General features: G+C 40.6%; 23 protein-coding genes and 1 pseudogene. 13 read left to right on the top strand and 11 right to left on the bottom strand.

The features are described 5' to 3' along the window. The first annotated feature begins 100 nt into the window (after window positions 1-100). From ATG70_RS14060 to ATG70_RS14050, 3 genes are all read left to right on the top strand, one after another. Entirely contained in the window at window positions 101-712 is a 612-nt protein-coding gene (locus tag ATG70_RS14060; protein ID WP_179886279.1) for a TetR/AcrR family transcriptional regulator, read from the top strand. A 116-nt stretch (window positions 713-828) separates the two neighbouring features. Next, the gene (locus tag ATG70_RS14055; RefSeq protein WP_370314259.1) at window positions 829-948 is read left to right on the top strand and encodes an FbpB family small basic protein; all 120 of its coding nucleotides are present in this window, start codon (window positions 829-831) and stop codon (window positions 946-948) included. A gap of 88 nt (window positions 949-1,036) precedes the next feature. Then, window positions 1,037-1,681, top strand: a complete 645-nt coding sequence (locus ATG70_RS14050; protein ID WP_098444904.1) for an MOSC domain-containing protein — start codon at window positions 1,037-1,039, stop codon at window positions 1,679-1,681. Between the two features lie 151 nt (window positions 1,682-1,832). Here ATG70_RS14050 and ATG70_RS14045 read toward each other — a convergent pair whose 3' ends face one another. Continuing rightward, a complete protein-coding gene (locus ATG70_RS14045) occupies window positions 1,833-2,105 on the bottom strand; it encodes an HU family DNA-binding protein (protein ID WP_098444903.1) in 273 nt (90 codons plus the stop codon). A 130-nt stretch (window positions 2,106-2,235) separates the two neighbouring features. After that, window positions 2,236-2,394, bottom strand: a complete 159-nt coding sequence (locus ATG70_RS14040) for a Fur-regulated basic protein FbpA (RefSeq protein WP_098444902.1) — start codon at window positions 2,392-2,394, stop codon at window positions 2,236-2,238. Between the two features lie 152 nt (window positions 2,395-2,546). Here ATG70_RS14040 and ATG70_RS14035 point away from each other — a divergent pair, with 152 nt between their 5' ends. The 4 genes and pseudogenes from ATG70_RS14035 to ATG70_RS22815 form a co-directional block, all read left to right on the top strand. After that, complete coding sequence (locus ATG70_RS14035; protein WP_098444901.1) at window positions 2,547-3,314, top strand: GNAT family N-acetyltransferase; 768 nt, start codon at window positions 2,547-2,549, stop codon at window positions 3,312-3,314. A gap of 138 nt (window positions 3,315-3,452) precedes the next feature. Then, window positions 3,453-4,814 carry a PhoH family protein gene (locus ATG70_RS14030; RefSeq protein ID WP_142329582.1) on the top strand — a complete coding sequence of 454 codons (1,362 nt, stop codon included), beginning with the start codon at window positions 3,453-3,455 and terminating at the stop codon, window positions 4,812-4,814. A gap of 111 nt (window positions 4,815-4,925) precedes the next feature. Further along, complete coding sequence (locus tag ATG70_RS14025) at window positions 4,926-5,930, top strand: S8 family peptidase (protein WP_098444899.1); 1,005 nt, start codon at window positions 4,926-4,928, stop codon at window positions 5,928-5,930. Window positions 5,931-6,095: 165 nt separating this feature from the next. Continuing rightward, window positions 6,096-6,551 (top strand): annotated as a pseudogene (locus ATG70_RS22815) (cupin domain-containing protein); the annotation flags it as partial. Window positions 6,552-6,905: 354 nt separating this feature from the next. On the opposite strand, the gene ATG70_RS14015 reads toward ATG70_RS22815, so the two are convergent. The 9 genes from ATG70_RS14015 to ATG70_RS13975 all read right to left on the bottom strand — a co-directional run bounded on the left by ATG70_RS14015 (window position 6,906) and on the right by ATG70_RS13975 (window position 15,666). Further along, window positions 6,906-7,661, bottom strand: coding sequence for a potassium channel family protein (locus ATG70_RS14015; RefSeq protein WP_179886278.1), 756 nt, complete (start codon window positions 7,659-7,661; stop codon window positions 6,906-6,908). Window positions 7,662-7,757: 96 nt separating this feature from the next. Further along, complete coding sequence (locus ATG70_RS14010; RefSeq protein WP_098444896.1) at window positions 7,758-8,639, bottom strand: ATP-binding cassette domain-containing protein; 882 nt, start codon at window positions 8,637-8,639, stop codon at window positions 7,758-7,760. Between the two features lie 10 nt (window positions 8,640-8,649). Then, window positions 8,650-9,450 (bottom strand): hypothetical protein, encoded by an 801-nt coding sequence (locus tag ATG70_RS14005; RefSeq protein WP_098444895.1) that lies wholly within the window; start codon window positions 9,448-9,450, stop codon window positions 8,650-8,652. Continuing rightward, on the bottom strand, window positions 9,437-9,997 hold the full coding sequence (locus ATG70_RS14000) for an RNA polymerase sigma factor (protein WP_098444894.1): 561 nt from the start codon (window positions 9,995-9,997) through the stop codon (window positions 9,437-9,439). The genes ATG70_RS14005 and ATG70_RS14000 overlap by 14 nt, the downstream gene beginning before the upstream one ends. After that, window positions 9,994-12,249 carry an ABC transporter permease gene (locus ATG70_RS13995; protein ID WP_098444893.1) on the bottom strand — a complete coding sequence of 752 codons (2,256 nt, stop codon included), beginning with the start codon at window positions 12,247-12,249 and terminating at the stop codon, window positions 9,994-9,996. Before ATG70_RS13995 ends, ATG70_RS14000 begins: the two co-directional genes overlap by 4 nt. Beyond that, window positions 12,246-13,109, bottom strand: coding sequence for an ATP-binding cassette domain-containing protein (locus ATG70_RS13990; protein WP_098444892.1), 864 nt, complete (start codon window positions 13,107-13,109; stop codon window positions 12,246-12,248). Before ATG70_RS13990 ends, ATG70_RS13995 begins: the two co-directional genes overlap by 4 nt. Before the next feature lie 114 nt (window positions 13,110-13,223). Next, the gene (gene trhA, locus ATG70_RS13985) at window positions 13,224-13,874 is read right to left on the bottom strand and encodes a PAQR family membrane homeostasis protein TrhA (RefSeq protein ID WP_098444891.1); all 651 of its coding nucleotides are present in this window, start codon (window positions 13,872-13,874) and stop codon (window positions 13,224-13,226) included. Between the two features lie 63 nt (window positions 13,875-13,937). After that, window positions 13,938-14,117: a hypothetical protein gene (locus ATG70_RS13980; RefSeq protein ID WP_098444890.1), complete on the bottom strand. Its 180-nt coding sequence runs from the start codon at window positions 14,115-14,117 to the stop codon at window positions 13,938-13,940. Window positions 14,118-14,178: 61 nt separating this feature from the next. After that, entirely contained in the window at window positions 14,179-15,666 is a 1,488-nt protein-coding gene (locus ATG70_RS13975; RefSeq protein WP_098444889.1) for a phytoene desaturase family protein, read from the bottom strand. 337 nt (window positions 15,667-16,003) lie between these two features. Here ATG70_RS13975 and ATG70_RS13970 point away from each other — a divergent pair, with 337 nt between their 5' ends. The 6 genes from ATG70_RS13970 (at window position 16,004) to ATG70_RS13945 (ending at window position 23,497) form a co-directional block, all read left to right on the top strand. After that, a complete protein-coding gene (locus ATG70_RS13970) occupies window positions 16,004-16,336 on the top strand; it encodes a hypothetical protein (protein WP_098444888.1) in 333 nt (110 codons plus the stop codon). Between the two features lie 45 nt (window positions 16,337-16,381). Next, a complete protein-coding gene (locus ATG70_RS13965) occupies window positions 16,382-16,654 on the top strand; it encodes a YusU family protein (protein ID WP_098444887.1) in 273 nt (90 codons plus the stop codon). Window positions 16,655-16,988: 334 nt separating this feature from the next. Then, complete coding sequence (locus ATG70_RS13960; RefSeq protein ID WP_098444886.1) at window positions 16,989-17,903, top strand: proline dehydrogenase family protein; 915 nt, start codon at window positions 16,989-16,991, stop codon at window positions 17,901-17,903. 191 nt (window positions 17,904-18,094) lie between these two features. Beyond that, window positions 18,095-20,491, top strand: a complete 2,397-nt coding sequence (locus ATG70_RS13955) for a 3-hydroxyacyl-CoA dehydrogenase/enoyl-CoA hydratase family protein (RefSeq protein ID WP_098444885.1) — start codon at window positions 18,095-18,097, stop codon at window positions 20,489-20,491. Between the two features lie 19 nt (window positions 20,492-20,510). Next, window positions 20,511-21,686: an acetyl-CoA C-acetyltransferase gene (locus ATG70_RS13950; protein WP_098444884.1), complete on the top strand. Its 1,176-nt coding sequence runs from the start codon at window positions 20,511-20,513 to the stop codon at window positions 21,684-21,686. Window positions 21,687-21,712: 26 nt separating this feature from the next. After that, window positions 21,713-23,497 carry an acyl-CoA dehydrogenase family protein gene (locus tag ATG70_RS13945; RefSeq protein ID WP_098444883.1) on the top strand — a complete coding sequence of 595 codons (1,785 nt, stop codon included), beginning with the start codon at window positions 21,713-21,715 and terminating at the stop codon, window positions 23,495-23,497. Window positions 23,498-23,600 lie beyond the last annotated feature (103 nt).

Here is a 23,600-nt window from a genome sequence, read left to right as displayed (position 1 = left end):
TCATTTTTATCATAAATGACTGCAAGGAAATAATCAATATTTATTGAACTTAAATTTAATAAATAGTTCAATAAATGCTATACTAAGAGTGGTGATGAAAATGAATGGATTTGAATTGCGAAAACAACAAAAGCGTAAAGATATTATGAATGCTGCTTTTACGTTATTTAATAAAGAGGGCATTAAGAAAGTGAAAATCAGTGACATTGCGCGATTTGCAGGAGTTTCTCAAGTAACGATTTACAATCACTTCACTAGTAAAGAAGAGCTTGTGCGAGCGGTGATGAAGGAATACATGCATCAACAGTTTCAGATATTTAAAGAGAGTGTTGAGGAAGAGCATACGTTCCCTGAATTGGTTGAGTTAATTGTTTTTGAAAAACATAAAGCTGTTCAGAGTCTCGACCCATCGCTACTTCAAGAGATGTTAACGACAGACGAAGAGTTGAAAGAGTATGTAGACCATTTCTACCGAACACAAACCCTTCCACTGTTCGTTCAGCTTCTTGAAAGGGCACGTGAGCGAGGGGAGATTAATGCTTCACTTTCAATGGAAGCGATCATGTTTTATCTCAATGCCCTGAAAACAGAGGTGCAGCAAGTTCCAGCGAAAACCTGGTCAGAGCGAAAAGACTTTTTGGACGACGTCCTGCAATTATTCTTTTATGGTTTAAGTGGTGGCCCTCCATCCGATAGGAATGAATCTGAATAATCATTCATAAACTGAAATGTGTGTTAATTTTCACAAAATTTTAATAGTTTGTTAACTTATCTAACGTGTTCCTGTTGTATAATGAGATCATGCAGAGGGAAAGTTGGTGAATTTTGTTGAAAAAGCTGAAAAAATTAACTTTTAAACAGCTCGTTGATCAAAATAAAGCAGAACTTCTTAAAAATGAAAAAGAACTTGCTGAGATAGAAAAACGAATTGATAATCGCCACGTATAAATGAAAGAAAACAGTCGTCATGCGGCTGTTTTTTTGCGTTGCAAGGGAAGGCCCTTTCTTATGCTAAACTTAGGGAAGGAGGGATTAGATGGGGAAATTAATTAGCGTAAATGTTGGTAAACCCGTTGAAGCGACTTATAAAGGAAAGCCGATTTCTACTGGTATCTACAAACAGCCTGTTCGTGAATCTGTATATGTTTCAAATATTCAGATAGAAGGCGATGGCCAGGCAGATCTCGTCCATCATGGTGGATCAGAGAAAGCGATTTGTGTTTATCCCGTTGAACATTATGAGTATTGGGAAAAGAAACTTGGATGTGAATTAAAGGCAGGCGCATTTGGTGAGAACTTCACAGTGTCAGGGCTAGATGAGAAAGAAGCACGGATTGGAGATATTTATCAAATCGGTGGTATAAAAGCTCAAGTAAGTTTACCAAGACAGCCTTGCTTTAAGCTCGCAAAAAAGTTTGAAGTTGAGAATATGCATTTATTTGTGATGGAAAATGGGTACAGTGGGTATTATCTAAGAGTATTAGAAGAGGGGCACGTCACTGTTCAGGATGACATTATACTTGAACATCGACCTGACCATGATGTGACGGTTTCATTGATTAACCGCGTTACGTATAAGGATCGAACCGATCGCGAAGGACTTGAGAAGGCGCTACTTGCGAAAGAACTTAATGAGAGCTGGTATCATAAATTAAGCAAACAGCTAAGCGCGCTCAATTAGCGCGCTTTTACTTTTTAGCCATCCGGTAGTAAAAAACGATCAGCATAATGATCGTAACGAAGGTAACCGTGTATTTGATTATCTGCATAAATTCCATCGATTTCTCCTCAATTAAAAAGCCGGAACCAAATGGATCCAGCTCTTCTGAATGTTAAACAACTTTTTCTTTTAATGCTTTTCCTGGTTTAAACGCAGGTGTCTTAGATGCTTGAATTTGAATTTCTTCGCCAGTCTGTGGATTGCGACCTTTACGAGCAGAGCGTTCTCTCACTTCAAAGTTACCAAATCCAACAAGCTGCACCTTTTCACCTTTAGCAAGTGCTTCGGCAATCGTATCCATTAAGGTGTCTACCACTCTGGCAGTATCTTTCTTTGACATCGCTGCACGTTCCGCAACAGTCGATAAAAGTTCCGCTTTATTCATCATGTTTCATCCTTTCTTATTTTGCTAGTTTTAATGCTATGGCTCTATTTTTACCAGTCTATAGCTGTTTTATACGTCTACAATCAAATAAAAAAGAGATTCTCATCGAATCTCATGTTGATCTAACATTTTAATAGTTGGATAGTTGTTTGTACTCTTTTTCAAGATCCGTTAGTGTACAGTGATAGAGATGGTGATCAGCGGTGGAATAGGCTCCTGCCTCAATAAGCTTTGAGATGTAGTAGTTTCTTCGCTGCTCTAATGCTTTTCTAAGCTGATTGGTTTCCATCAGCACACCCTCCTTAACATTTTTTATTCCCAGTATGTCCGGGTGCTACGCGTTTTAATCACAATCAGATGTGACAGATTATTGATAAAAGATGCGAGGGAACGGCTTTGTAATCAATCAAGGTGAGTAATGGAGAAAAGAGATGATATGCAATGGATGAAGAACAAACCATACGTGCAATTGAAGCCATTCAATGGGATTACGAAGAAGCTCTTGTACCTGAATCTATTCACTATATTCAAAATGATGACCTTGTGATGATAAAAAATGAAAAATCAACTAGCGTCTATGCGAATAAGGTTGTTCGATATCATCGAACCATCCACGAAGTAAAAGATGTCATCGCTTATTTTGAAGGAAGTCCATTGTCGTGGTGGGTGCGATCAAGCTCGGATTCTAGTGAACTTGAAAAGCAACTTCTCACATTAGGCTTTCAGTATTACGATACATATAGAGGTTTAGCGAAGAAGCTAACAGAAGAAGCCCCTATATCGGAATTTACGTTTAGAGAAGTGAATACGGAAGAAGACGTGCAAGCGCATGTTGAAGTAGCAGCGAAGATCTGGGGATATGATGATGAAGCGATTCAGGCTGCCGTTACTGAGCGAGCATCTTACCTTCAATTCCCTGATCGAAGAGGCGGATACACGATTGCCCTCGATAACAATAAGCCCGTAGGTTATTCGAATTATCGCTATAGCAAGGATGGGAAGGTACTCTATTTAAACGGAGCGGGTGTTCTACCTGAAAATAGAGGGAAAGGCATCTATCGTAGTTTGTTAGCAGATCGTCTAATTGAAGCGAGAAAAAGAGGATGTGAGCTAGCGGTGACGCAGGCAAGACTTGGAACGTCGGAACCCATTCTCCGTAAATCTGGTTTTCGTGAATATACGACTTATAAACAATATGTGCGAGAATAGAAAACCACAAATTATGAAGAAACTGTAAATCAGATTGTGTTTGTGTAAAAAGGAAGGATCCGAAAGAAAAAATCGGGAATAGCTCAAGGTGAAGGGACATCCCTTCGCCTTCTTATACTCTCGTTAAAAGGAGCTGTTCTGTTGTTGAAAACCTTTGTTCTAGACACCAATATTCTTTTGCATGATGCCCATTCACTCTTTCAGTTTGGAGACAACCATGTTGTCGTCCCAGCAATTGTCATTGAAGAAATCGATTCTAAGAAGCGATTAATGAATGAGGTAGGTCGAAATGCGCGAGAATTTAGCAGAATGTATAAGAAACTGCGAGACACAAACAAAGGAAAGCTCGATGAACCGATTCCGCTTGACTCCGGAGGAACATTTCGAATTGAGTTGAATCATCGCTCTTTTGACAAATTACGAAATGAATTTAGTGAAGAATCAAACGATAACCGCATTATTGCAGTAGCGATTAATTTAAGCACGGATTCAATAGGCGATGTCGTCCTCGTTTCAAATGATACGTTAATGATTGCAAAAGCAGATGCGCTAAAGAAATCACTTGATTTACCTGCATTTTTTCCAGAACTATATGAGAATGATCGACTCATTGATCATGTAGAGAGACTTCATCGAGGATACCATGAAATCCTTGTGCCTCCAGAAGTGATTGACTCTCTTTACAAGAGCGGGGAACTTTCGATAGAGATTTTGCGAGAGTATTCGACCGAAGAAGTTTACAGTCAAGACTTTATCCTTTTAAAAGATCTGTTTGGCAGCAACCATTCTGGAATTGGAAGAGTGGTGATTCACAATCAGAAATTAGTGATACAAGGACTGAATCGAGAAAGTGAACATATTTGGGGAGTGCTGCCAAAAAATGTCCAGCAGCGCATGCTCATGGAGCTATTGATGGACAAAAATGTATCGCTCGTCTGTGCGACAGGAAAAGCTGGTACGGGGAAAACCTTGCTTGCCCTTGCTGCTGGACTTAGCCAGACAGAGGATGAACAACATTACCAAAAGCTCCTAGTCTCAAAGCCTGTCGTACCAGTTGGCAATGATATTGGCTTTTTACCAGGTGAAAAAGAAGAAAAGCTTAGGCCGTGGATTCAGCCAATCTATGACAATTTGGAATTTTTATTCGATGCAAAAAACGAAGAGGAATTAAATCATATTTTATCAGGACTGAGGACTCTAAAGGTTGAAGCATTAACATACATAAGAGGGAGAAGCATTCCAAATCAATTTGTGATTATTGATGAAGTACAAAACTTATCACCACATGAAGTGAAAACGATTCTAACACGTGTTGGAGAAGGGACAAAAATCGTTCTAATTGGTGATCCTGAACAAATTGATCATCCTTACCTTGATTCTGTAAACAATGGCTTAACTTATGCGGTTGAGCGGTTAAAGCAAGAGGATGAAGTTGGCATTATTCATTTAACGAGTACAGAGCGAAGTAAGCTTGCAGAAATAGCGGCAAGACTTCTCTAGTACGAAAGAACGATTTCTCTATAAAATAAAAATGGGAAAATAGACCATATGGAACTAGACAAACCTCGAGGTTTTATCAGATAATTCAGGTAAAAGAGAGGGGCGTTGTACATGAGCGAAGTTAGACTAATCCCATTCGAAGTAAAGGCGATCGTTCAAGAAGCTGGAATCCTGCCCGACGGAGTGGAAATGGTCCAAGCTCCAGCCATATGGGAGGAATCAGGAAAAGGAAAGGGAAGAATCATTGCCGTTATTGACACCGGTTGTCAAATGGATCATCCTGATCTACAATCCCGCATCATCGGTGGTAAGAATTTCACGCAAGATTTCGGTGGAGATGCAGATCGTTACGAAGATAATAATGGGCACGGCACGCATGTAGCCGGAACAATTGCAGCGACAAACGGAGAAAAAGGTGTTCAAGGTGTGGCGCCAGATTCGAAGTTATTAATTGTAAAAGTACTGAACGAAGCGGGGAGCGGTTCTTATCAATCGATCATAAATGGTATCCGCTATGCGATCGATTGGCGGGGACCAGATGGTGAGCGGGTAAATGTCATGTCGATGTCACTCGGTGGACCATCTAATGTCCCTGAACTTTACGAAGCAATTAAAGATGCGGTGAGTCAAAACATTTCGGTTGTGTGCGCTGCTGGAAATGAAGGTGACGGTAGAGAAGATACGTCAGAATACGCTTATCCAGGCGCGTATAATGAGGTTATTGAAGTAGGAGCAGCTTCTTTCCAACGTACGCTTGCGCCGTTTTCGAATACGAATAACGAAATTGATTTAATTGCACCAGGAGTTGATATTCTATCGACCTATCCAGGTGGAGATTATGCCGTACTTTCTGGTACGTCTATGGCTGCTCCGCACGTATCTGGTGCACTTGCTCTTCTAATGAACGTGGCAGAAAAGGAATTTAAGCGAACGCTCAGTGAAGCAGAAATTTATTCACAGTTGATAAAGAGGACCGTTCCGATTGGATGTTCGAAGCAAGCTGAGGGAAATGGGCTCCTTGCCCTCGATTTGGTCAATCAGTTGGAATCGCTCTTCAATGTTTATACAACAGCATGGAGTCAAACTGAAGTAAAATCGGAAAAAGTGGTTAAATAAGAGTAGCGGTAAAAAAAGCGTTCTTGTTATTGGCAATCGCACGGAATAGTAACAGTGCGATTGCCTTTTTATAGTAGGAGAAAAATGAACTTTAAAATTTTTTTGACGTACACACCCAGCACAAATGCATAGGATATTTTATGATTTGTGAAGGGATTGAAAATAATGGACACAAATGCTAATTCTTTTGGATCACAAGGTAGTAAGGGGAGTAGAGAATTCAAAGATTATGGACCGAACCCTTTTGTAGCAAATATAAATGCGGCTACATTACAAAACGATACGTTTCGAACTGCTTTGTGGACGGGAGACTACTTACAGTTAACTTTAATGAGTATTGACGTTGGGGAAGACATCGGCCTCGAGAATCATCCTAATTTAGATCAGTTTTTGCGGATTGAACAGGGTCAGGGAAAAGTTCAAATGGGGAAACGAAAAGATGCTTTGAATTATCAGAGAGAGGTTTACGATGACTTTGCAGTTTTTATACCCGCTGGAACCTGGCATAATCTCACCAATACCGGTGATGTTCCAATAAAGCTTTACTCCATTTATGCGCCTCCAAATCATCCGTTTGGAACCGTTCATGAAACCAAAGCAGATGCGATAGCAGCGGAAGAAGCTGAGAATAATCGAGCTGAAAAGGTGTTTGGTAAAACGCCAGATGAGTGGGTGGAGTATACGGAATACCTCGTAAATGAAGGCCTAGAAGATGTGAAAAGAGGTATAAATGCGACGCACATTTTGCAAGAATTCATCTTAATGGGAGTGCTAGTTGGAAAGGGCTATTCACCTGAGAAAGCGTACGAAGTCGTGGAAGAATGGGAACGGACGGGAGAATCGAAACTTCTTCAAGAAAGTAAGAAACTATAGTAGCGAGTAAGTTGATTTGAACGGAATATTTTTGGCTCATTCCCTTAAAAGGCGTTTGTTCTTTCAAACGCCTTTTAGGGGAATTTTATTTGGTTAAGCGTATTAAGATGTTTGATGTTTCGTTTCCCTCTGTTCATCAGTATCCTTTCTCGCTTCTCTTTTTTGGATTTCTTCAAGTTTTTCGATCATATGCTTGTAGTCGAGCTGGTTAATGTTTGGATAGCTGTTAATCTTTCTTCTTATATCTTCTAATTCAGACGGTAGGTTATTTCGGTTATTATTTGAAAACATCGCTGCAACCGTCCCTGTAATCACCCCAATCGTCCCGATGCCGACAATCATTAAAACGCCTGCCACAATTTTTCCGACCGTTGTTTCAGGATATAAGTCACCATAGCCGACAGTCGTCGTTGTGACAACTGCCCACCAGAGTGCATCCCCATAGGTTTCAAACTCCGGTTCGATCCATTTCATTGAAAGAGCAGAAATAAATAGAAGCGAAATCACATAGACAAAGGCGCGATCAATCTTGTATTTTGTGAAAAATAGTTCAAACATAGAAGTGCGGTGATTGATAAGGGCCACTAAACGAATAACGCGTATGAATCGAACAAATCTTGCAGTTCGAAACAACTGATCGAGAGGGATAATGGCAATTAAATCAAGCGGATGCTGTTTAATGAAAGTCCACTTGTTTTCGCTTAAGAAAAGCCGTGTCGCGTAATCAATCAAAAATAGGATCCAAATAAAGAAATCGAGTGCCGCCCCTTCAGGATCTGGCAAATCAACGACGAGTGAATAGATAAGAAGAAGGGCGAGAATAAATTCATAGATCATACCTAGAGATTGCTTTTGCAAGGAAATCACCTTCTTTACTCGGTTAACCATTAGTTCGCTATAGAGAGGAAAGCACCTGCTAAAAAAAGTAGCCCCTGATAAATAAGGGCTACTTTTTTAGAATATCAGATGATGAGGAGGGATGGTTCCTTGATCTCTAGATTTCTTTCGTATAAAGTAAGCATCTTCGATCGTAACTTCGGCTTCTTTAAAATGCTCAAATGGTTTTGTTACATCGATATATTTAATCAAATAATGATCATGTCCTCGCTTCATATGAATGATTCGTTCTTGGTCAAGATCTTTGATTTTAGAGAGAGGAATTTGACCTTTATACACACGTAAAGGTAGATGTGTTTTCCACAGGTTGATTGGTCCTTTAAAAAGAACTTTTCCTTCTTGAAGCCAGATCACCTCGTCCGCCATATCTTCCCATTCATTTAACTCATGTGTGGCAATGAGGACAAGTCTTGATTGTGCATATCTTGTTAAAAGCGAGACGACGTTTTTTCGTTCACGACTATCCAGGTAGTTTAATGGTTCATCAAGTAGCAAGATAGGCGGACAGTCCAGAATTGCCTGGGCAATTCCAACTCTTTGTTTCATCCCCTGTGAGAGGGTTTTGATTTTGGCACGTTTCACGTCTTGAAGGTGCAGGCCAACAAGCGATCGTGCAACAGCATCTTCATTCACAACACCTTTTAATTCACTCATGTAGCGCAGAAATCGTTTTACTCTCATTTCTTCATATAGTTCAATACCGGTTGGAAGAAATCCGATATTTTTACGAATGAAGGGGAGGGCGTCATCAATGGTTTTCCCACCGTATTGAATGGTACCTCTGTGAGGCTTTAAGGCGGTTGCAATTAGTTGAAGTAACGTTGATTTACCAGCCCCGTTCTTGCCAACTAAAATAGTAATGCCTTTACCCAAAGCTAATTCTGGAATGGAAAGAGAAAAGTGTTTTCGGTCATGTTTGACGTTCTTTACTTTGATCATTCACACCACCTCATAAGTAGGAAAGGCGTAAACTTTTCCGATATGATAAGAAAAGCATACCTACACCTAGACCTAGAATAACGAGGTAAGAGACAACAAATAAGAAGTTCTGTTGAAACGCCTCACCCGAAAGTGCGAACACCGTATAAGGTAAAACAAGGAATGTCAAAACCCATCCGAACAGCGCTGCGATAAATCCTGCGATGACACCTTTATGAAACATTACGAAAGCAAGCAAGCCCGTTAAGAAGAGAAGCGGTGCAAACCAATGCAACAGAAAAGTACTGGGATTAATCATCGTATTATCTGAGACAATATAAAGCGTGGATAACAGCGAAAGGCCGATGTTTACTACGAGAACCACAAGTAATTTGCTTAATAATAAGAGAGCTGGTGGGAATGGGGTAATCGATTCGACCATGCGCATTTCCTTATTCCACGTTTTGTAACTATAAAGAACGCCAAATAGTAAATAAATTGGTACAACAATCGGGAATAAACTATCTGATTCCATACTGCCAGAAGAGATAACCGTTAGCATGGCAAAAATGAGAAAGCTTATTAACCAGTAAGCCCAGTGATAAGAGCTTAATTGATTGAGACATTGTTTTGCGAGTGAAGGCTTTGCTGGTTCCGCATCTTGATCGAATTGAAATTCGACCTGAGACGGTTTTAGTTCGTCAAAAGAATCCTGTAAGGACAAAAGAAGTTTCTGCGTATCCTCTGAACGGGGTGACGTAGCCAGATAGGACTTGAGAGGCTGCTCTAAATCTTCTTCTAGCTTTTCTAACTCAAGATCAATGTTTTGCATGGTTAACTTCCTCCTTTCGAGCTAAAGATGCTTTTAGTTTCTTTAAGGCATGAAATAAGTTTGATTTTACCGTGCCAAGCGGCAGTTCTAATGTTTCTGCTATCTCTTGATATTTTAACTCCTGATAAAAACGTAAATAAACAATTTCTCTTTGTGTTTCTGATAAGGTATCAAGCTTTTTAAGAAATTCTACTCGTGATTCCTGACGCTCAAATAACTCAACGACTGATGGCTCTTTATCAGGCTGATCAGGTATAAAGTCGAGGATTTGTTTTTCCGATCTAAACCCTGCGCTTTTCCAGTAGTCTCTGCATTGGTTTGTGGCGACTTGATAGAGCCACGGCTTTATTTTTTCAGGAATTTTATTTGATTTCAGCTGTTTGATTAATTTTAGAAAAGTATCCTGGACGACATCTTCTGCCTTTTTTCGATCGCGCAACATTCGCTCAAGGTAGCCAAGAAGCGGTGCGTGGTAGCGATGAACGAAAGCTTCAAAAGCAGCTTGATTTCCACGAGCCATTGCCAGTACTAATTCTTCATCTGTCATGAAACCTTCTCCTTTCGTTTCTGACTTTCTTGCATCACTTCGTCCCATATTCGCTGCCAATCTTCAAAGGAGAGAAGTGTCGATGGTTCACGGAATAAAGAGAAATCGGAAGGGAATCCCGGATCAATCCATTCTTCGCTATAAATCCGGTTTAGTACCTCTTTTACTTGCTTTTCTTTTCCAGATTCTACTGCCGTTTTAATCATAGTGAAAATTCGATTTGCTTTAATCTCTTCTTCACTATAGTTCTCAATTGGAATGTCGTCATTAAGTGTAATAACTAATCCTCTAGTAGCGGAGGCTTTTTCTTCATTTCCATTTTCTATTTCATAGAGGTAAGCGTAAGCACTTAGAATGGCGCTAGTCACTAACTCCCCTTCGTCGTATCCATATATTTCTGTACTGTCATGCAAAAGGTTAATTTGAAGAAACAGCTTCAGTAAGTATGCCTCATCTAGTTGATAGAAGGACGACTCACTTAGAAGATAATTTTGGTCAATAAACCCCTGTTGTCTCATATAATTTGCCCAGCGAATATTTTCGACAGGTAATAGAAAGAGATGACTCATTGGTTCAATCTCTTTCGTAAGGTATCGATCGGTATAAAGAAGTCGTTTGTCTAATTCGGACATGAACGATTGAGCGCGTGACTGATTATAGCTATTTGTGACAATCGTAAATGGAAAATAATCCGATGGAACTTCTACAAGATCCCCTGAATAGAGGTCGAGCTTGGAAGTTTTTCCTTTAAGTTGATACGAGCCGTTCGCTAACTGATGTTCTTCAATTGTTCCATATATGGGTGAAGTCATGTTCACCGTAACGTTAAAGAGCGCTCGATTGTCTAGTTCTACATTCGTCTGAGACTGGCCATTCATATCGTAAAGATATTGATGGCCAGGCAACGGGTACCATGCTGATTGAGAAGGCATGATCATCTGATCTCCACCAACGTATCCTGGATAGTATTCTTGCCCGTAATTAGATGCCCAGAGTTCATAAGTTCCCTCATAGTTCAACTGAATAACGGGTGAGTGAGTATGATCAGGTAATGAAATCGTTATAAAATCATTTTCTCTTGTAAACGGAACCGTCTGATGATCGATTATCACATCTTTTACAGTAAATGTTTGATTCAGTGTGAATTTAATCACCTCGTTCGTTGAAAATTCATCTTCCGGAAGCGTGAGGCTGGCTTCAATTGAAAGAGAATTCTCTTTTTGTTGATCGATCGAAATGTCGTACTTTTCAATGTTAAAGCGTTCTGGTTGATAGAGCTCACCTTCGCCATCCAAAAGTCCATCTGGGTGAGGAAGCGGCGGAAATGTCATGTAGCGATGTTCACCGTCTTCGCCACTTGTAATAAAAGGTGATTGTTCTTTTATCTCGCTAAATTCCCTCATTCGTTCACTCCATAAAGAAGCGTATGGAAGGTAAGAAACAATAACGATTCCAGCACTTAGAATCAGCATACCTCTCCAAAGTTTGTCGTATTGGTGAGGTCTACGAATATTAAGAATAAAGATAATGAGGACAAGAAGAAAGCCGGCTACTGTCGTAACAAAAAGACGCTGCAATGCTATTTCTTCTTTCATCAATTGAATGCCCCACGTCCCGTTAATTAGTACTGAATCAACAAATAAGTAGGTGAGGTGAAACGCTTTTAGATAGAAAAGTTCTCCTTGATTAATAATGAAAATTTCCATGAAAAGCGTTCCAAACATCCAGGCACAGAACGCAATTAAATAGACAAATCGATTTTTTATTAACACAGATAAAAGCATGCCAAGAGATAAGCTAATAAAGAAGGTTACTTCATATTGAACGAAAAAGAACCGTAAAATCGTCAGCGTTTCTGGTATAGCAATGTTCTCATTTGTAGCAAATATAAAGTAAGTAGTCGTCATGAGAATCGTAAAGATCGTCATATAGAGAAGAGCCGAACCAAATTTAGCCGATATGAAAATGAAATTAGACACAGGGAAGGATTGATGCCATTCAAAAGATTCATTTCCAACATCACGACGTATGAGATAAACTCCGATAAGAATACATAAGCCGGTAACAAGAATGAAAATAAGCGAGTGGGTGGTTTCATAGGTCGTTCGATAGAGATTCCCATGAATGCCATCCTGATTGGTATTCATGCTAAAAAGTAACCAAATCAAGTAAACAAACGGAAGAGGCGTAAAAATCCAGCTTTTAAACAAAAACGATAATTCAAGTTTAAATTGAACGAGCCATTTTCTCATGTACCATCACGCCCAATCAAAGCCATGTAGCCCTCTTCAAGTGTGGGATTGACGGCTTCTGCGAAGTCAAACGGAGCTACAGGTGAAATGGCACGACAATGTAATCCGTTGGCCTTTCTTTTTGTTAGCGTCATTTGCAGTCCAGCAAGTTGATTCCAGTCATCATCTTCAAGATCAAATTCCCAAACAAGTCCGTTTCCTTTGCATTGTAGATCAAAAGGCGTTCCGATAAATAAAATCTCGCCTTTATTTAAAACGATTAACGTGTCACAGCTTGATTCAATATCTTCTACGATGTGTGTGGATAAAATGACCGTCCTTCTACTTGAAACATCTGCCATGATGTTTCGAAAGCGTAAGCGTTCTTCAGGGTCTAATCCTGCAGAAGGTTCATCAAAGATCATAAGCGAAGGTTCCCCGTAGAGGGCCTGTGCAATACCAAGGCGCTGTTTCATCCCATTCGAGTACGTCTTGATTTTCTGATTTTGTTGACTTCTTAAGTTAAGAGCATCAAGCAAGCGGTTCTTTTCCATTTCATGATCATAGTCCCGATCTTGCTTAAGCTGTCCGGTATAATCGAGAAACTCTGATGCAGTAAGCTGCGGATAAAGCTGAAAGTGCTGAGGGAGGTAGCCAATTTCTTTGCGAACGCTTGAAGCTTCTTTTTGAATAGAATACCCATTAACGATGATATCTCCAGAAGAAGGTTTCGATACAGCAGCCAGCATTCTCATAAACGTCGTTTTTCCAGCACCGTTAGGGCCTACTAGTCCAACCATACCACCCTCAACAGATAAATTGAGATCATGGAGAACTTTCTTTTTCTTAAATTGTTTTGTAAGATGAGATACTTCAATCACAAACGTTCATCCTTTTAACATTATTCTACTGCTATGACGAATGGTGTTGATAAAAAGTTTTCGCCTCGATTTAAAATAAAAAAACCTCTGCACGATTCGTGCAGAGGAATAGCTTTACAATGGTAAAACGTATAACAGAACACAGAAAAAGTGAGCGAGCGTTCCACCTACAACAAATAAATGCCAAACAGCATGATGGTATTTAAAAGCTCTCCATACATAGAACACAGCACCTATTGTATAGAGGATTCCCCCAATCACTAGTAGCATCATTCCATTTGGGTGCAGGTTCTGGGTAAGTGGATTCCAGGCAAGAACGATGAGCCAGCCCATTAAAACGTAAAGAATCGTTGAGATAAAGAGAAACTTTTTGACAAAATAAGCTTTGAAAACTGTTCCAATAATCGCGAGGCCCCATACAATTCCAAACAATGTCCAGCCAAGCCAGCCCTCAATGACTATAAATAAAAAGGGGGTGTACGTTCCTGCGATAAAAAAATAGATGGAAGAGTGATCAAGTATTTCAAAAAAGTCTTTTGCTTTTCCTGCGGGAAAGCTATGCACAAGGGTAGAAGCTGTATAAAGCAGTAGCATCGTTGCGCCAAAAAGCGTAAAGCTGACAATATGCCATGCTGTTCCGTAAAGAGATGCAAAGACAATTAATATGACGAGAGCAGCAAGACTAATAATTGCTCCGATTCCATGGGTGATATAATTTGCACGTTCTTCACCAACCGTAAACGTATGAGTTGTCATAAGCACCATTCCTTTAAATCAATTACTAGAAGTATACTACAGGATTCTCCATACGTCATTGTTGTGAAAGGACTATTTCTTTTGATCACGAAGCTTTTCAGCTTCTTTTAAAAGATGATACGTATAAAAATCTTTTTCCTCTACTTGCTCGGTGACAGCTTCCATCACAAGGAATTCTTCGGCAATTTCTTCTCGCATAGAAGTGAGAAGTTTTTCACTATCGGAAGTTACTAATTTATTCTTTTCGTTCATAGTCATTCGCTCCTTCAACATAAATGATAGTATCATTCTGCCTAAGAAAGCTGAATTTATTCTAAAAAAGCTTTGTTTTCTTGTTATCTTTCAAAATTGATCGGTAGACATGGTAACCGCTCGTCGATACCCCAATCGTACCAGCACCTGGAAATACGCTGTCGCCACAAAGCCATAATCCATCTAGCCCGGTGCGATGGGAAAGGCTGTTAAAAAGACTATATTCGTTTGTTTGGGGAAAGCCGCCTACCATACCTTTTGGTCTTTTCGTAAAGCGTTCCCATGCTCGAGGAGCTCCAGTCACCTGTATTTCAATTCCGCTTCTTACATTTGGAATGACGCGTTCGATCCCTGTTAGCATTTTTTCAGTAAGTTTCTTTTTATATTGATCGTATTTCTCTTTTGTATCCCAGTGATGGAGTTCTGTATGTGTACTAACGGTCAACGTGCGAAAGCCAGCGGGTGCACGATTAAGATCGTTGGACTTCGACAGGGATAAGAAGAGGTGATTCCCCTCCGTCATGTCTCCATCCGTGGAGAGGACCTGGCTAAACAGAGCGGTATAGTCAGGGATCACCATTTCATTCAAACCTAGATACATCGTAAACGCTCCCCACTGTGCAAGTTGACTTCTGCTTCTTAATTTTGGAGGCAGTTGTTTTTGGAGCGGTTCTGGTAGAAGTGGCACAAATGCCTGGACAGGTAGGTTACTAACAAGGTGATCTGCTTTCCAATGCTCTCCTTTTTGATCAATGGCTACCCAGCGGTTATTTTCGCGACGAATCGTTTGGACTTGTTTTCTGCGGTAGGTTTTTCCACCGTTCTCCTCAATATATTGCTGAAGTATTTCAGCAATACGATATAATCCGCCTTCCGTATAGTAAGCACCTTCATGATAAATATCGAGAGCGAGGGAGCCCATTAACGCTGAACAATTTTCACTAGTTGTTTGCATACTATCGATTAATTGTCCATCTATAAAATGCTTAAAATCAGTTGCTTCTGTAAGGTTATGTTTCATAAGGAGATCTCCCATTGTTTTCCTTAAATAAGGCAAAAGGAGAGGTGTACCGGGTTTTAGAGATAGAAGTAGCCCTTTCCATTCTGATAAAGTTACCGGTGGAACAACTGGAAGAGGTTCAATTAACTTTCGAATTTCTGCCCCGATTTTCCATACCTCTTTATAAAAGGAAACGATTTTGGTTGCATAATCGGGGAATTGGGTGGCACATTCTGATAAATGACGATTTCGATCAGAATAGTATGGCATTACACGACTTCCCTGGTATATTCGCATAATTTCATCCATTGCGATGGCCGGAAAGGATCGTCCCAACTCTCTTAAAATTCGGTGGTGTAGTCCGTCTTCCTCAAACCCCATTCCCATCGTTGCACCAACTGGAAAAAGAAATTTTCCTCTGCTGAATTTTCCAGCAGATCCTCCCCATTCATTCGAAGCTTCTAGAATTGTTACATGATAGCCGTCTTTTGTGAGCAGGGCAGCAGTTGTCAGACCGCCAATACCTCCACCAATTACAATGATCTCCATCTTATTCCCTCCATGATGCTCCGAATGCCATTTCTTTCTATTATAATGGTGATCGAAGTTCAAATCATGTATGAGTGTGTCTTTTGCTATACAAGCGTAGGAAAATTCCATGTTTGTACCGTGGTACTTGTCCAGCCAACTTGATTAAATCGACATAAGATAAGGTAAAGAGTGAGGTCAGGTCCCCCCTTTGTAAATACTCACTCTTTGTGACCCATAAGTTTGAGTCAGAATTTATTCTGACTCTTTTTTTATTTTAGTAAACGAGTTGTTTCTTTCAACGGCCCTCTATCAGAGCCGTTTGTGTTCGAACCTTGTAAAGAAGGGGGAATTAGCCTTGCTTGAAATAATTGAAATCGGAAAAAATGAGCATGGACGAGAGCTGACGATTCGAGAGCTTATTAAGAAGCTTGAAGAACATCCTCTTGATCCAGCTTTTGAAGAAAGCGGAAATTTTATTTTTCCATATCAGCCACTTCGTGATGCAAAACGGTATGAGGGTTGTCGAGCATTTTTTGGAGACTTCGCGATGATATCCTGTCGTTTCTTTATTGTGACGGATGAAAAGGTACTGATAGACGAGTTAATAAAAGCGATCAAAGAAAACCAGGAACGCATCGATTATGGAAGATTAAGAGATGTACAGATGAATGGTCGGGTATCGCATTAAATATGCTATAATTGGGGTATTCTGCGTGTGATTGGAGTGAGTAAAATGAGTCTTGAAACACTTCAGGAACAAGTCGATGGGTTGATGGATAAATACACAGAGCTTCTCCTTGGAGATACAAGCCCTGAGCTCAAGGAGAAAGTAAAGCTGTGGGCGATGTACACGCATCTCTCAAAAACGATGCCTCCACTAGCGAAGCACTGGAACCAAACATATCCTGATGCAAAAGATGCCATGAAAGAGTTAGTGGCTGAAATTAAAACCTTGAACGAAGAGCACCGAAAAGCTCAAGCGTCAAATAAAGACACTGATCAATGAAACCAGGATTTCTTCTGGTTTCATTTTTTTTGCATAGACAAATTTTGATAAGTGTAGCAACAAATCAACAAAAGTAAAGTATCCGAAAGAGACGATCGGAAATATACTAGTGTATGACTTTTACTTTCTGTTTAGAGGGGTATAGAGTAAGGTGATAGTTAAAATTTAACAGGATTAATTCGAGAGAAAATCTATCAAAACTAGATTAATCTATAGCATGTCATGGTAAAATAGCATTGAAGGCGAAATATGGCGGTATTTGATACTATATGCCGATTTTCTCCAGAATATATTTTTTATAGCGCTTTGTATGCGTTTTCATGGAGGGGTTATGATGGAACAAGTAATGCGTAATTTCTTTTTATACATGGGGAAGAATAGGGTAGCAACGAAAGTAGCGAAGCGATATGGTATGCGTTTTGGAGCAAGCCGCTTTGTAGCCGGTGCGTCTCTTGATAGTTCCGTGAACGCGATAAAAAAGTTAAATCAAAAAGGATTATCCGTTACAATCGATCATCTCGGTGAATTTGTTGATAATGCCGCTGAGGCTGATGAAATGACAAATCATTGTATTGAAGCGATTGAGCGTATTGCAGCAGAAAACCTTGATTCTCAGCTTTCTCTTAAACTAACATCTATGGGTCTCGATATTGATGATCAGATGACAATAAAGAATATGCGTCGTATTCTCGAAGCCGCTGATCGCCACGACGTGTTTGTCACGATCGATATGGAAGATTTTGAGAGGTGTGGTAAAACCATTGAAATCTTCACTGAACTTAAGAAAGAATTCGCAAACATAGGTACTGTTCTTCAAGCCTATTTGTACCGGGTAGCTGAAGATATTGAGAAGTTAAATGAGCTGTCTCCTAATCTTAGACTTGTGAAAGGGGCTTATAAAGAGTCCCATAAAGTAGCATTCCCAGACAAAAAAGACGTCGATGAAAATTTTAAAAAGATTATTAAAATGCATTTATTAAATGGAAATTATACTGCGATTGCCACTCACGATAACCAGATTATTGAATACACAAAGAAACTTGTTGAAGAATACACTATTCCACACACACAATTTGAGTTTCAAATGCTTTATGGGATCTGTGTGGAAAAACAAGAGGAGCTTCTTAAAGAAGGTTATAAGATGCGCGTCTATGTACCTTATGGTAAGGACTGGTACGGCTACTTTATGAGAAGACTTGCAGAGCGGCCGGCAAACGTGGCTTTTGTGTTAAAAGGAATGATGAAATAGAAGAAAGCGGACAATCGTCCGCTTTCAACAAGTTGTGACTAAATTCGTAAAAATTTAATTTTGTTAAAAAAATACACGTGGTATATTGCTAAATTTCAGAATATATTTTATAGTATAGACAGAGGAAATGATCTCGCTCTTTTTTTTGAGACAAAAATGAATGAGCATTCATTCAACAGGGGAGGTTCGCTATGACACGTAGCATTCATAAAGTAGCTGTATTAGGAGCAGGAGTAATGGGATCAGGCATTGCCGCCCACCTGGCGAATGTAGGAATTCCAAGTTTATTATTGGATATTGCACCAAAAGAACCGAATGAGAAAGAAAAAGCAAAAGGACTTACGCTAGCTGATCGCTCGGTTAGAAATAGACTTGCATCAGAAGCGATTGAGAAGTTAAAGAAACAAAAGCCTGCACCACTTTCGAAAAAAGATCACATTCAATTAATTGAAGCAGGAAATATGGAAGATGATATGGAACGCTTGGAGGAAGTTGATTGGATCATTGAAGTGGTTGTTGAGAACCTTGAAATTAAGAAAAAAGTATATGAAAAAGTAGATCAATTTAGACGACCTGGGACGATTGTTAGCTCGAATACGTCGGGAATTTCAGTAGAAGCGATGGCTGAAGAAAGATCAGACGATTTTAGAAAACACTTCCTTGGTACTCATTTCTTTAACCCACCAAGATACTTAAAGCTTCTTGAAGTAATTCCAACAAAAGATACTGATCCAGAAGTTCTCTCCTATATGAAGACATTTGGTGAGGATACTCTTGGTAAAGGGGTAGTGGAAACAAAAGATACACCAAACTTTATTGCGAATCGCATCGGTACTTATGGACTTCTTGTAACAGTGAGAGAAATGCTAAACCGAGGTTTTTCAGTTGGTGAAGTAGATTCTGTAACGGGTCCAGCAATTGGCCGTCCGAAAAGCGCAACGTTCAGAACACTTGACGTTGTGGGGCTTGATACGTTTATTCACGTAGCAAACAATGTTTTTGAACAGGTTGAAGGCGATGAAAAAGAAGTTTTCCGCATCCCTGAATTTATGCAGCAGATGAAAGAAAAAGGCTGGATTGGAGCAAAAGCAGGCCAGGGCTTTTTCGTAAAGCAAAAAGGTGCAAAAGGTAGCGAAATTTTAGAGCTAAATCCTAAAACGCTTGATTATGAGCCAAGACAGAAATTAAAAACCGCTTCTGTTGAGGCAAGCAAACAAGCAAAATCGAAAGCGGATAAACTGAAAGCGCTTGCTTATGCGAATGATCGCGCCGGTGAGTTAATCTGGAACATTATGAAACCTGTCCTTCTTTATTCTGCAGAGAAAGCCTATGAAATTGCAGACGATATTGATGCCGTCGACCGCGCGATGAAATGGGGATTTGGCTGGGAGATGGGTCCGTTCGAAACGTGGGACGCACTTGGAGTAGAGAAGTCAGTCGCTCGAATGAAAGAAGAAGGTGAAACGATTCCTGAGTGGGTTGATCAGATGCTTGCCTCAGGGCAAACGTCTTTCTATAAGCAGGAAGGCGCCACTCAATCTTTCTATCATAAAGGTGATCAGAAAGTAGTTGAAGAAAGCAAGAAAATTATTCATCTTAAAGGACTAAAAGCTCAGAATCGCGTGATTAAGAAAAATACTGGCGCAACGCTTCTTGATCTAGGTGATGGGGTGGCAGGGCTTGAGTTTCACTCCCAAAACAATGCGATCGGGATGGATATCCTCCAGATGATTAATGAAGCCGTTGATGAAACAGAGAAAAACTTTGAAGGTCTTGTGATTGGAAACCAGGGTAAAAATTTCTGTGTTGGTGCCAATGTTGCTTACATGTTAATGGAAGCGCAGGATGATAATTTCTTTGAAATTGAAATGGTTGCAAGAAAGTTCCAGCAGTCGATGGGGCGTATCCGTTATTCAAAGAAACCTGTTGTTGCAGCGCCTTTCCAAATGACACTAGGTGGTGGAGCGGAAGTATGTATGCCTGCCGCTTCCATTCAAGCTTCATTTGAAACCTATATGGGTCTTGTAGAAGTAGGGGTTGGCTTGATTCCAGGCGGAGGCGGAAACAAAGAGCTTTATCTTCGCCAGTTAGAACAAACACCTCCTGGAGTTAATGTGAATCTTACCGATATTGCGGCGAATGTGTTTGAAACAATTGCAATGGCGAAAGTGTCAACATCTGCACATGAAGCAATGGAACGAGGATTTATTCGCCCTCAGGATGGGATCAGTGCGAATGCAGATCATGTCCTTCATGATGCGAAGGAAAAGGTGCTATTCCTTGCTGAACAGGGCTATCAGCCGCCTGTCTCTAAAAAGATCCCAGTTGCAGGAGAAGCAGGTTATGCTGCAATGCTAATGGGAGCAAAAACGATGAAGTGGAGCGGCTACTTGTCCGATCATGATTTGACGATTGCATCGAAGCTTGCTCACGTTATTGCAGGCGGAAAAGTAAAAGAAGGAACACTTGTTGATGAGCAGTATCTACTTGATCTTGAGCGTGAAGCGTTCCTCAGCCTGCTAGGAGAGCCAAAAACGCAAGCAAGAATGCAGCACATGTTAGTAAAAGGAAAGCCGCTGCGTAACTAGTATGGAGGAGGGAAGTTTGATGAGAGAAGCAGTTATTGTATCTGGAGCTAGAACACCTGTAGGAAAAGCTAATCGTGGCACGCTTGCAAATATGCGTCCTGATGATCTTGGGGCGATCACCGTGGCGGAAACGCTTAAGCGGGCAGGCGGTTATGATGGTGAAATAGATGACTTAATTATTGGATGTGCCATACCTGAAGCGGAACAGGGGCTAAACGTAGCGAGAATGGTCGGTGCAAGAGCGGGACTTTCAGAAACGGTTCCAGCGATTACGATCAATCGCTATTGCTCCTCTGGCTTGCAAAGTATTGCCTATGCAGCTGAGCGAATTATGCTCGGGCAATCAGGCGCAATTCTAGCTGGCGGCGTAGAGTCTATGAGTCTTGTACCAATGGGAGGACACGTCATCAAGCCCAACCCGGCACTTGTAGAAGAAAAGCCGGAATACATTATGGGAATGGGTCACACTGCTGAAGAAGTGGCTCGTCGCTTTGAAATTAGCCGGGAAGATCAGGATGCTTTTGCGCTAAGAAGTCATCAGCGTGCTGCTCAAGCAATCAAAGACGGTAAATTCCAGGATGAAATTGTCCCGGTTGAAGTGACGAAGAAGTGGATTGATGAGAAAAACAAGCTACAAGAAAAGAAATTTCTTTTTTCTCAGGATGAAGGAGTACGTGCGGATACATCTCTAGACGTTCTAGGAAAATTGCGACCGGTCTTTAATGTAAGAGGTTCTGTTACAGCAGGGAACTCTTCACAAACAAGTGACGGAGCGGCGAGCGTCCTCGTCATGGATCGTGAAAAAGCGGAGAGCGAAGGATTAGCGCCAATGGCAAAATTCCGATCGTTTGCTGTGGCAGGTGTAGCACCAGAAATCATGGGAGTTGGCCCAATTGAAGCCATTCCTAAAGCACTTCGCCTTGCAGGTCTTGAGCTTTCAGATATTGGATTGTTTGAACTGAATGAGGCTTTTGCTTCTCAGTCACTGCGCGTTATTCGTAAGCTTGGTCTTGATGAAGATAAAGTGAATGTGAACGGAGGCGCCATTGCTCTAGGGCACCCTCTTGGTTGCACAGGAACGAAACTAACCCTTAGTTTAATTCATGAGATGAAGCGTCGCGGTGAGCAGTTTGGTGTTGTGACAATGTGTATCGGAGGCGGCATGGGTGCTGCTGGTGTGTTTGAAATCCTATAAACAATGAAAATGGAGGAATGATCAGCATGTCGAATACAATGAATAAAACAATCAAAGGTGCGAGCTTTCTGGTAGAGGATCAAACAGCTGAAGATATTTTTACACCGGAGGATTTTTCTGATGAGCATGTCATGATGGGGAAAACAACGGAAGACTTCGTACTGAAAGAAGTCGTTCCTCAGCTTGAGAAGCTTGAAAATCATGAATTCGACATTTCACGTAAGCTGCTTGAAAAAGCAGGTGACATTGGTCTTCTTGGAGCGGATGTTCCTGAGGAGTATGGTGGCCTAGGACTTGATAAAATTAGTTCATCTGTTATAACAGAAAAATTTTCTCGTGCTGGTGGTTTCTCAGTTAGCTATGGTGCGCATGTGGGAATTGGGTCCCTTCCAATCGTATTTTTCGGCAATGAAGATCAAAAGAAAAAATATCTTCCTGGTTTAGCAACAGGCGAGAAGATTGCTGCTTATGCCCTAACAGAGCCTGGATCGGGCTCGGATGCTCTTGGAGCGAAAACGGTAGCGAAACTTAATGAAGAAGGTACGCACTATGTTCTAAATGGTGAAAAGCAATGGATTACAAACTCAGCTTTTGCAGATGTATTCATTGTATATGCGAAAATTGACGGTGAGAAGTTCACTGCTTTTATCGTGGAACGTGATTCTAAAGGACTTTCGACAGGTCCAGAAGAAAAGAAAATGGGAATTAAAGCTTCTTCTACAAGAACATTGATTCTTGATGATGTGATGGTGCCGAAAGAAAATCTCCTTGGTGAAGCAGGGAAAGGTCATGTGATTGCATTTAACATTCTTAATGTGGGTAGATATAAGCTTGCAGTAGGTACAATTGGTGCCATGAAGAGAGGGATTGAACTTGCAGCTAAATATGCTAACGAGCGTAAGCAATTCAACACGCCAATTGCAAAATTCTCTCTTATTCAGGAAAAATTAGCTAACATGGCTGTTGCCACTTATGCAACTGAAAGTTCGACATACCGTACAGGAGGCCTTTTCGAGCAAAAGTTAGGAAAACTTTCTGATGAAGATCAGAAAAACGGGGCTAAAGTAGCTGAAGCAATCGCTGAATACGCAGTTGAGTGTTCTTTAAACAAAGTTTTTGCTTCTGAATCACTTGATTATGTTGCTGATGAAGCGTTACAGATCCACGGTGGTTATGGCTTCATGTCGGAATACGAAGTTGAGAAGATGTATCGTGACTCTCGAATAAACCGTATTTTTGAAGGAACGAATGAAATTAACCGCCTTCTTGTTCCTGGAACGCTAATTCGCAAAACAATGAAAGGTGAATTACCACTTCTTGAAAAAGCAACAGCTCTTCAAGAAGAACTCATGATGCTTACACCTCAAGAAATTGGGGATGCGCCACTTGAACAAGAAAAGCATCTTGTTACGATGGCGAAGAAAATCATGTTATTGGCTGCTGGAACAGCGGTGCAAAAGTATGGCAAAGCGCTTGATAAAGAGCAAGAAGTTTTATCAAACATTGCAGATATCGTAAGTGAAATCTACTCAATGGAATCCGCTGTCCTACGCACTGAAAAAGCGATCAACAAAACGAGTGTAGAAAAGCAGAACCAAAAGCTTCTTCTTACACAAGTTTTCTGTCAGGAAGCGTTCAATCGCATTGAGGCACATGCGAAAGAAACGTTAGTGGCTGTTGAAACTGGCGATTCTCTACGTATGATGATTTCTGCTCTTCGTAAACTGTCGCGCTACACGCCAATCAACGTAATTGCAAAGAAACGTGAAATTGCAGCTACCGTACTGGAACAACAACGCTTTACTGTTTAATTGTCTAAGGTTATGTCATTCAATGATTTAAAATCACTTCCAAACCAAACTCTCTTTTTATCCCTCCAACAATGGGGGGATTTTTTTCTCCTTATTAGGAAAT

This window comes from Bacillus sp. es.036 (assembly GCF_002563635.1).
In the GTDB taxonomy this organism is placed as follows: domain Bacteria; phylum Bacillota; class Bacilli; order Bacillales; family Guptibacillaceae; genus Guptibacillus.
Note: the sequence above shows the minus strand (reverse complement) of the source record. Positions and strands in the feature narration are given on the sequence as shown.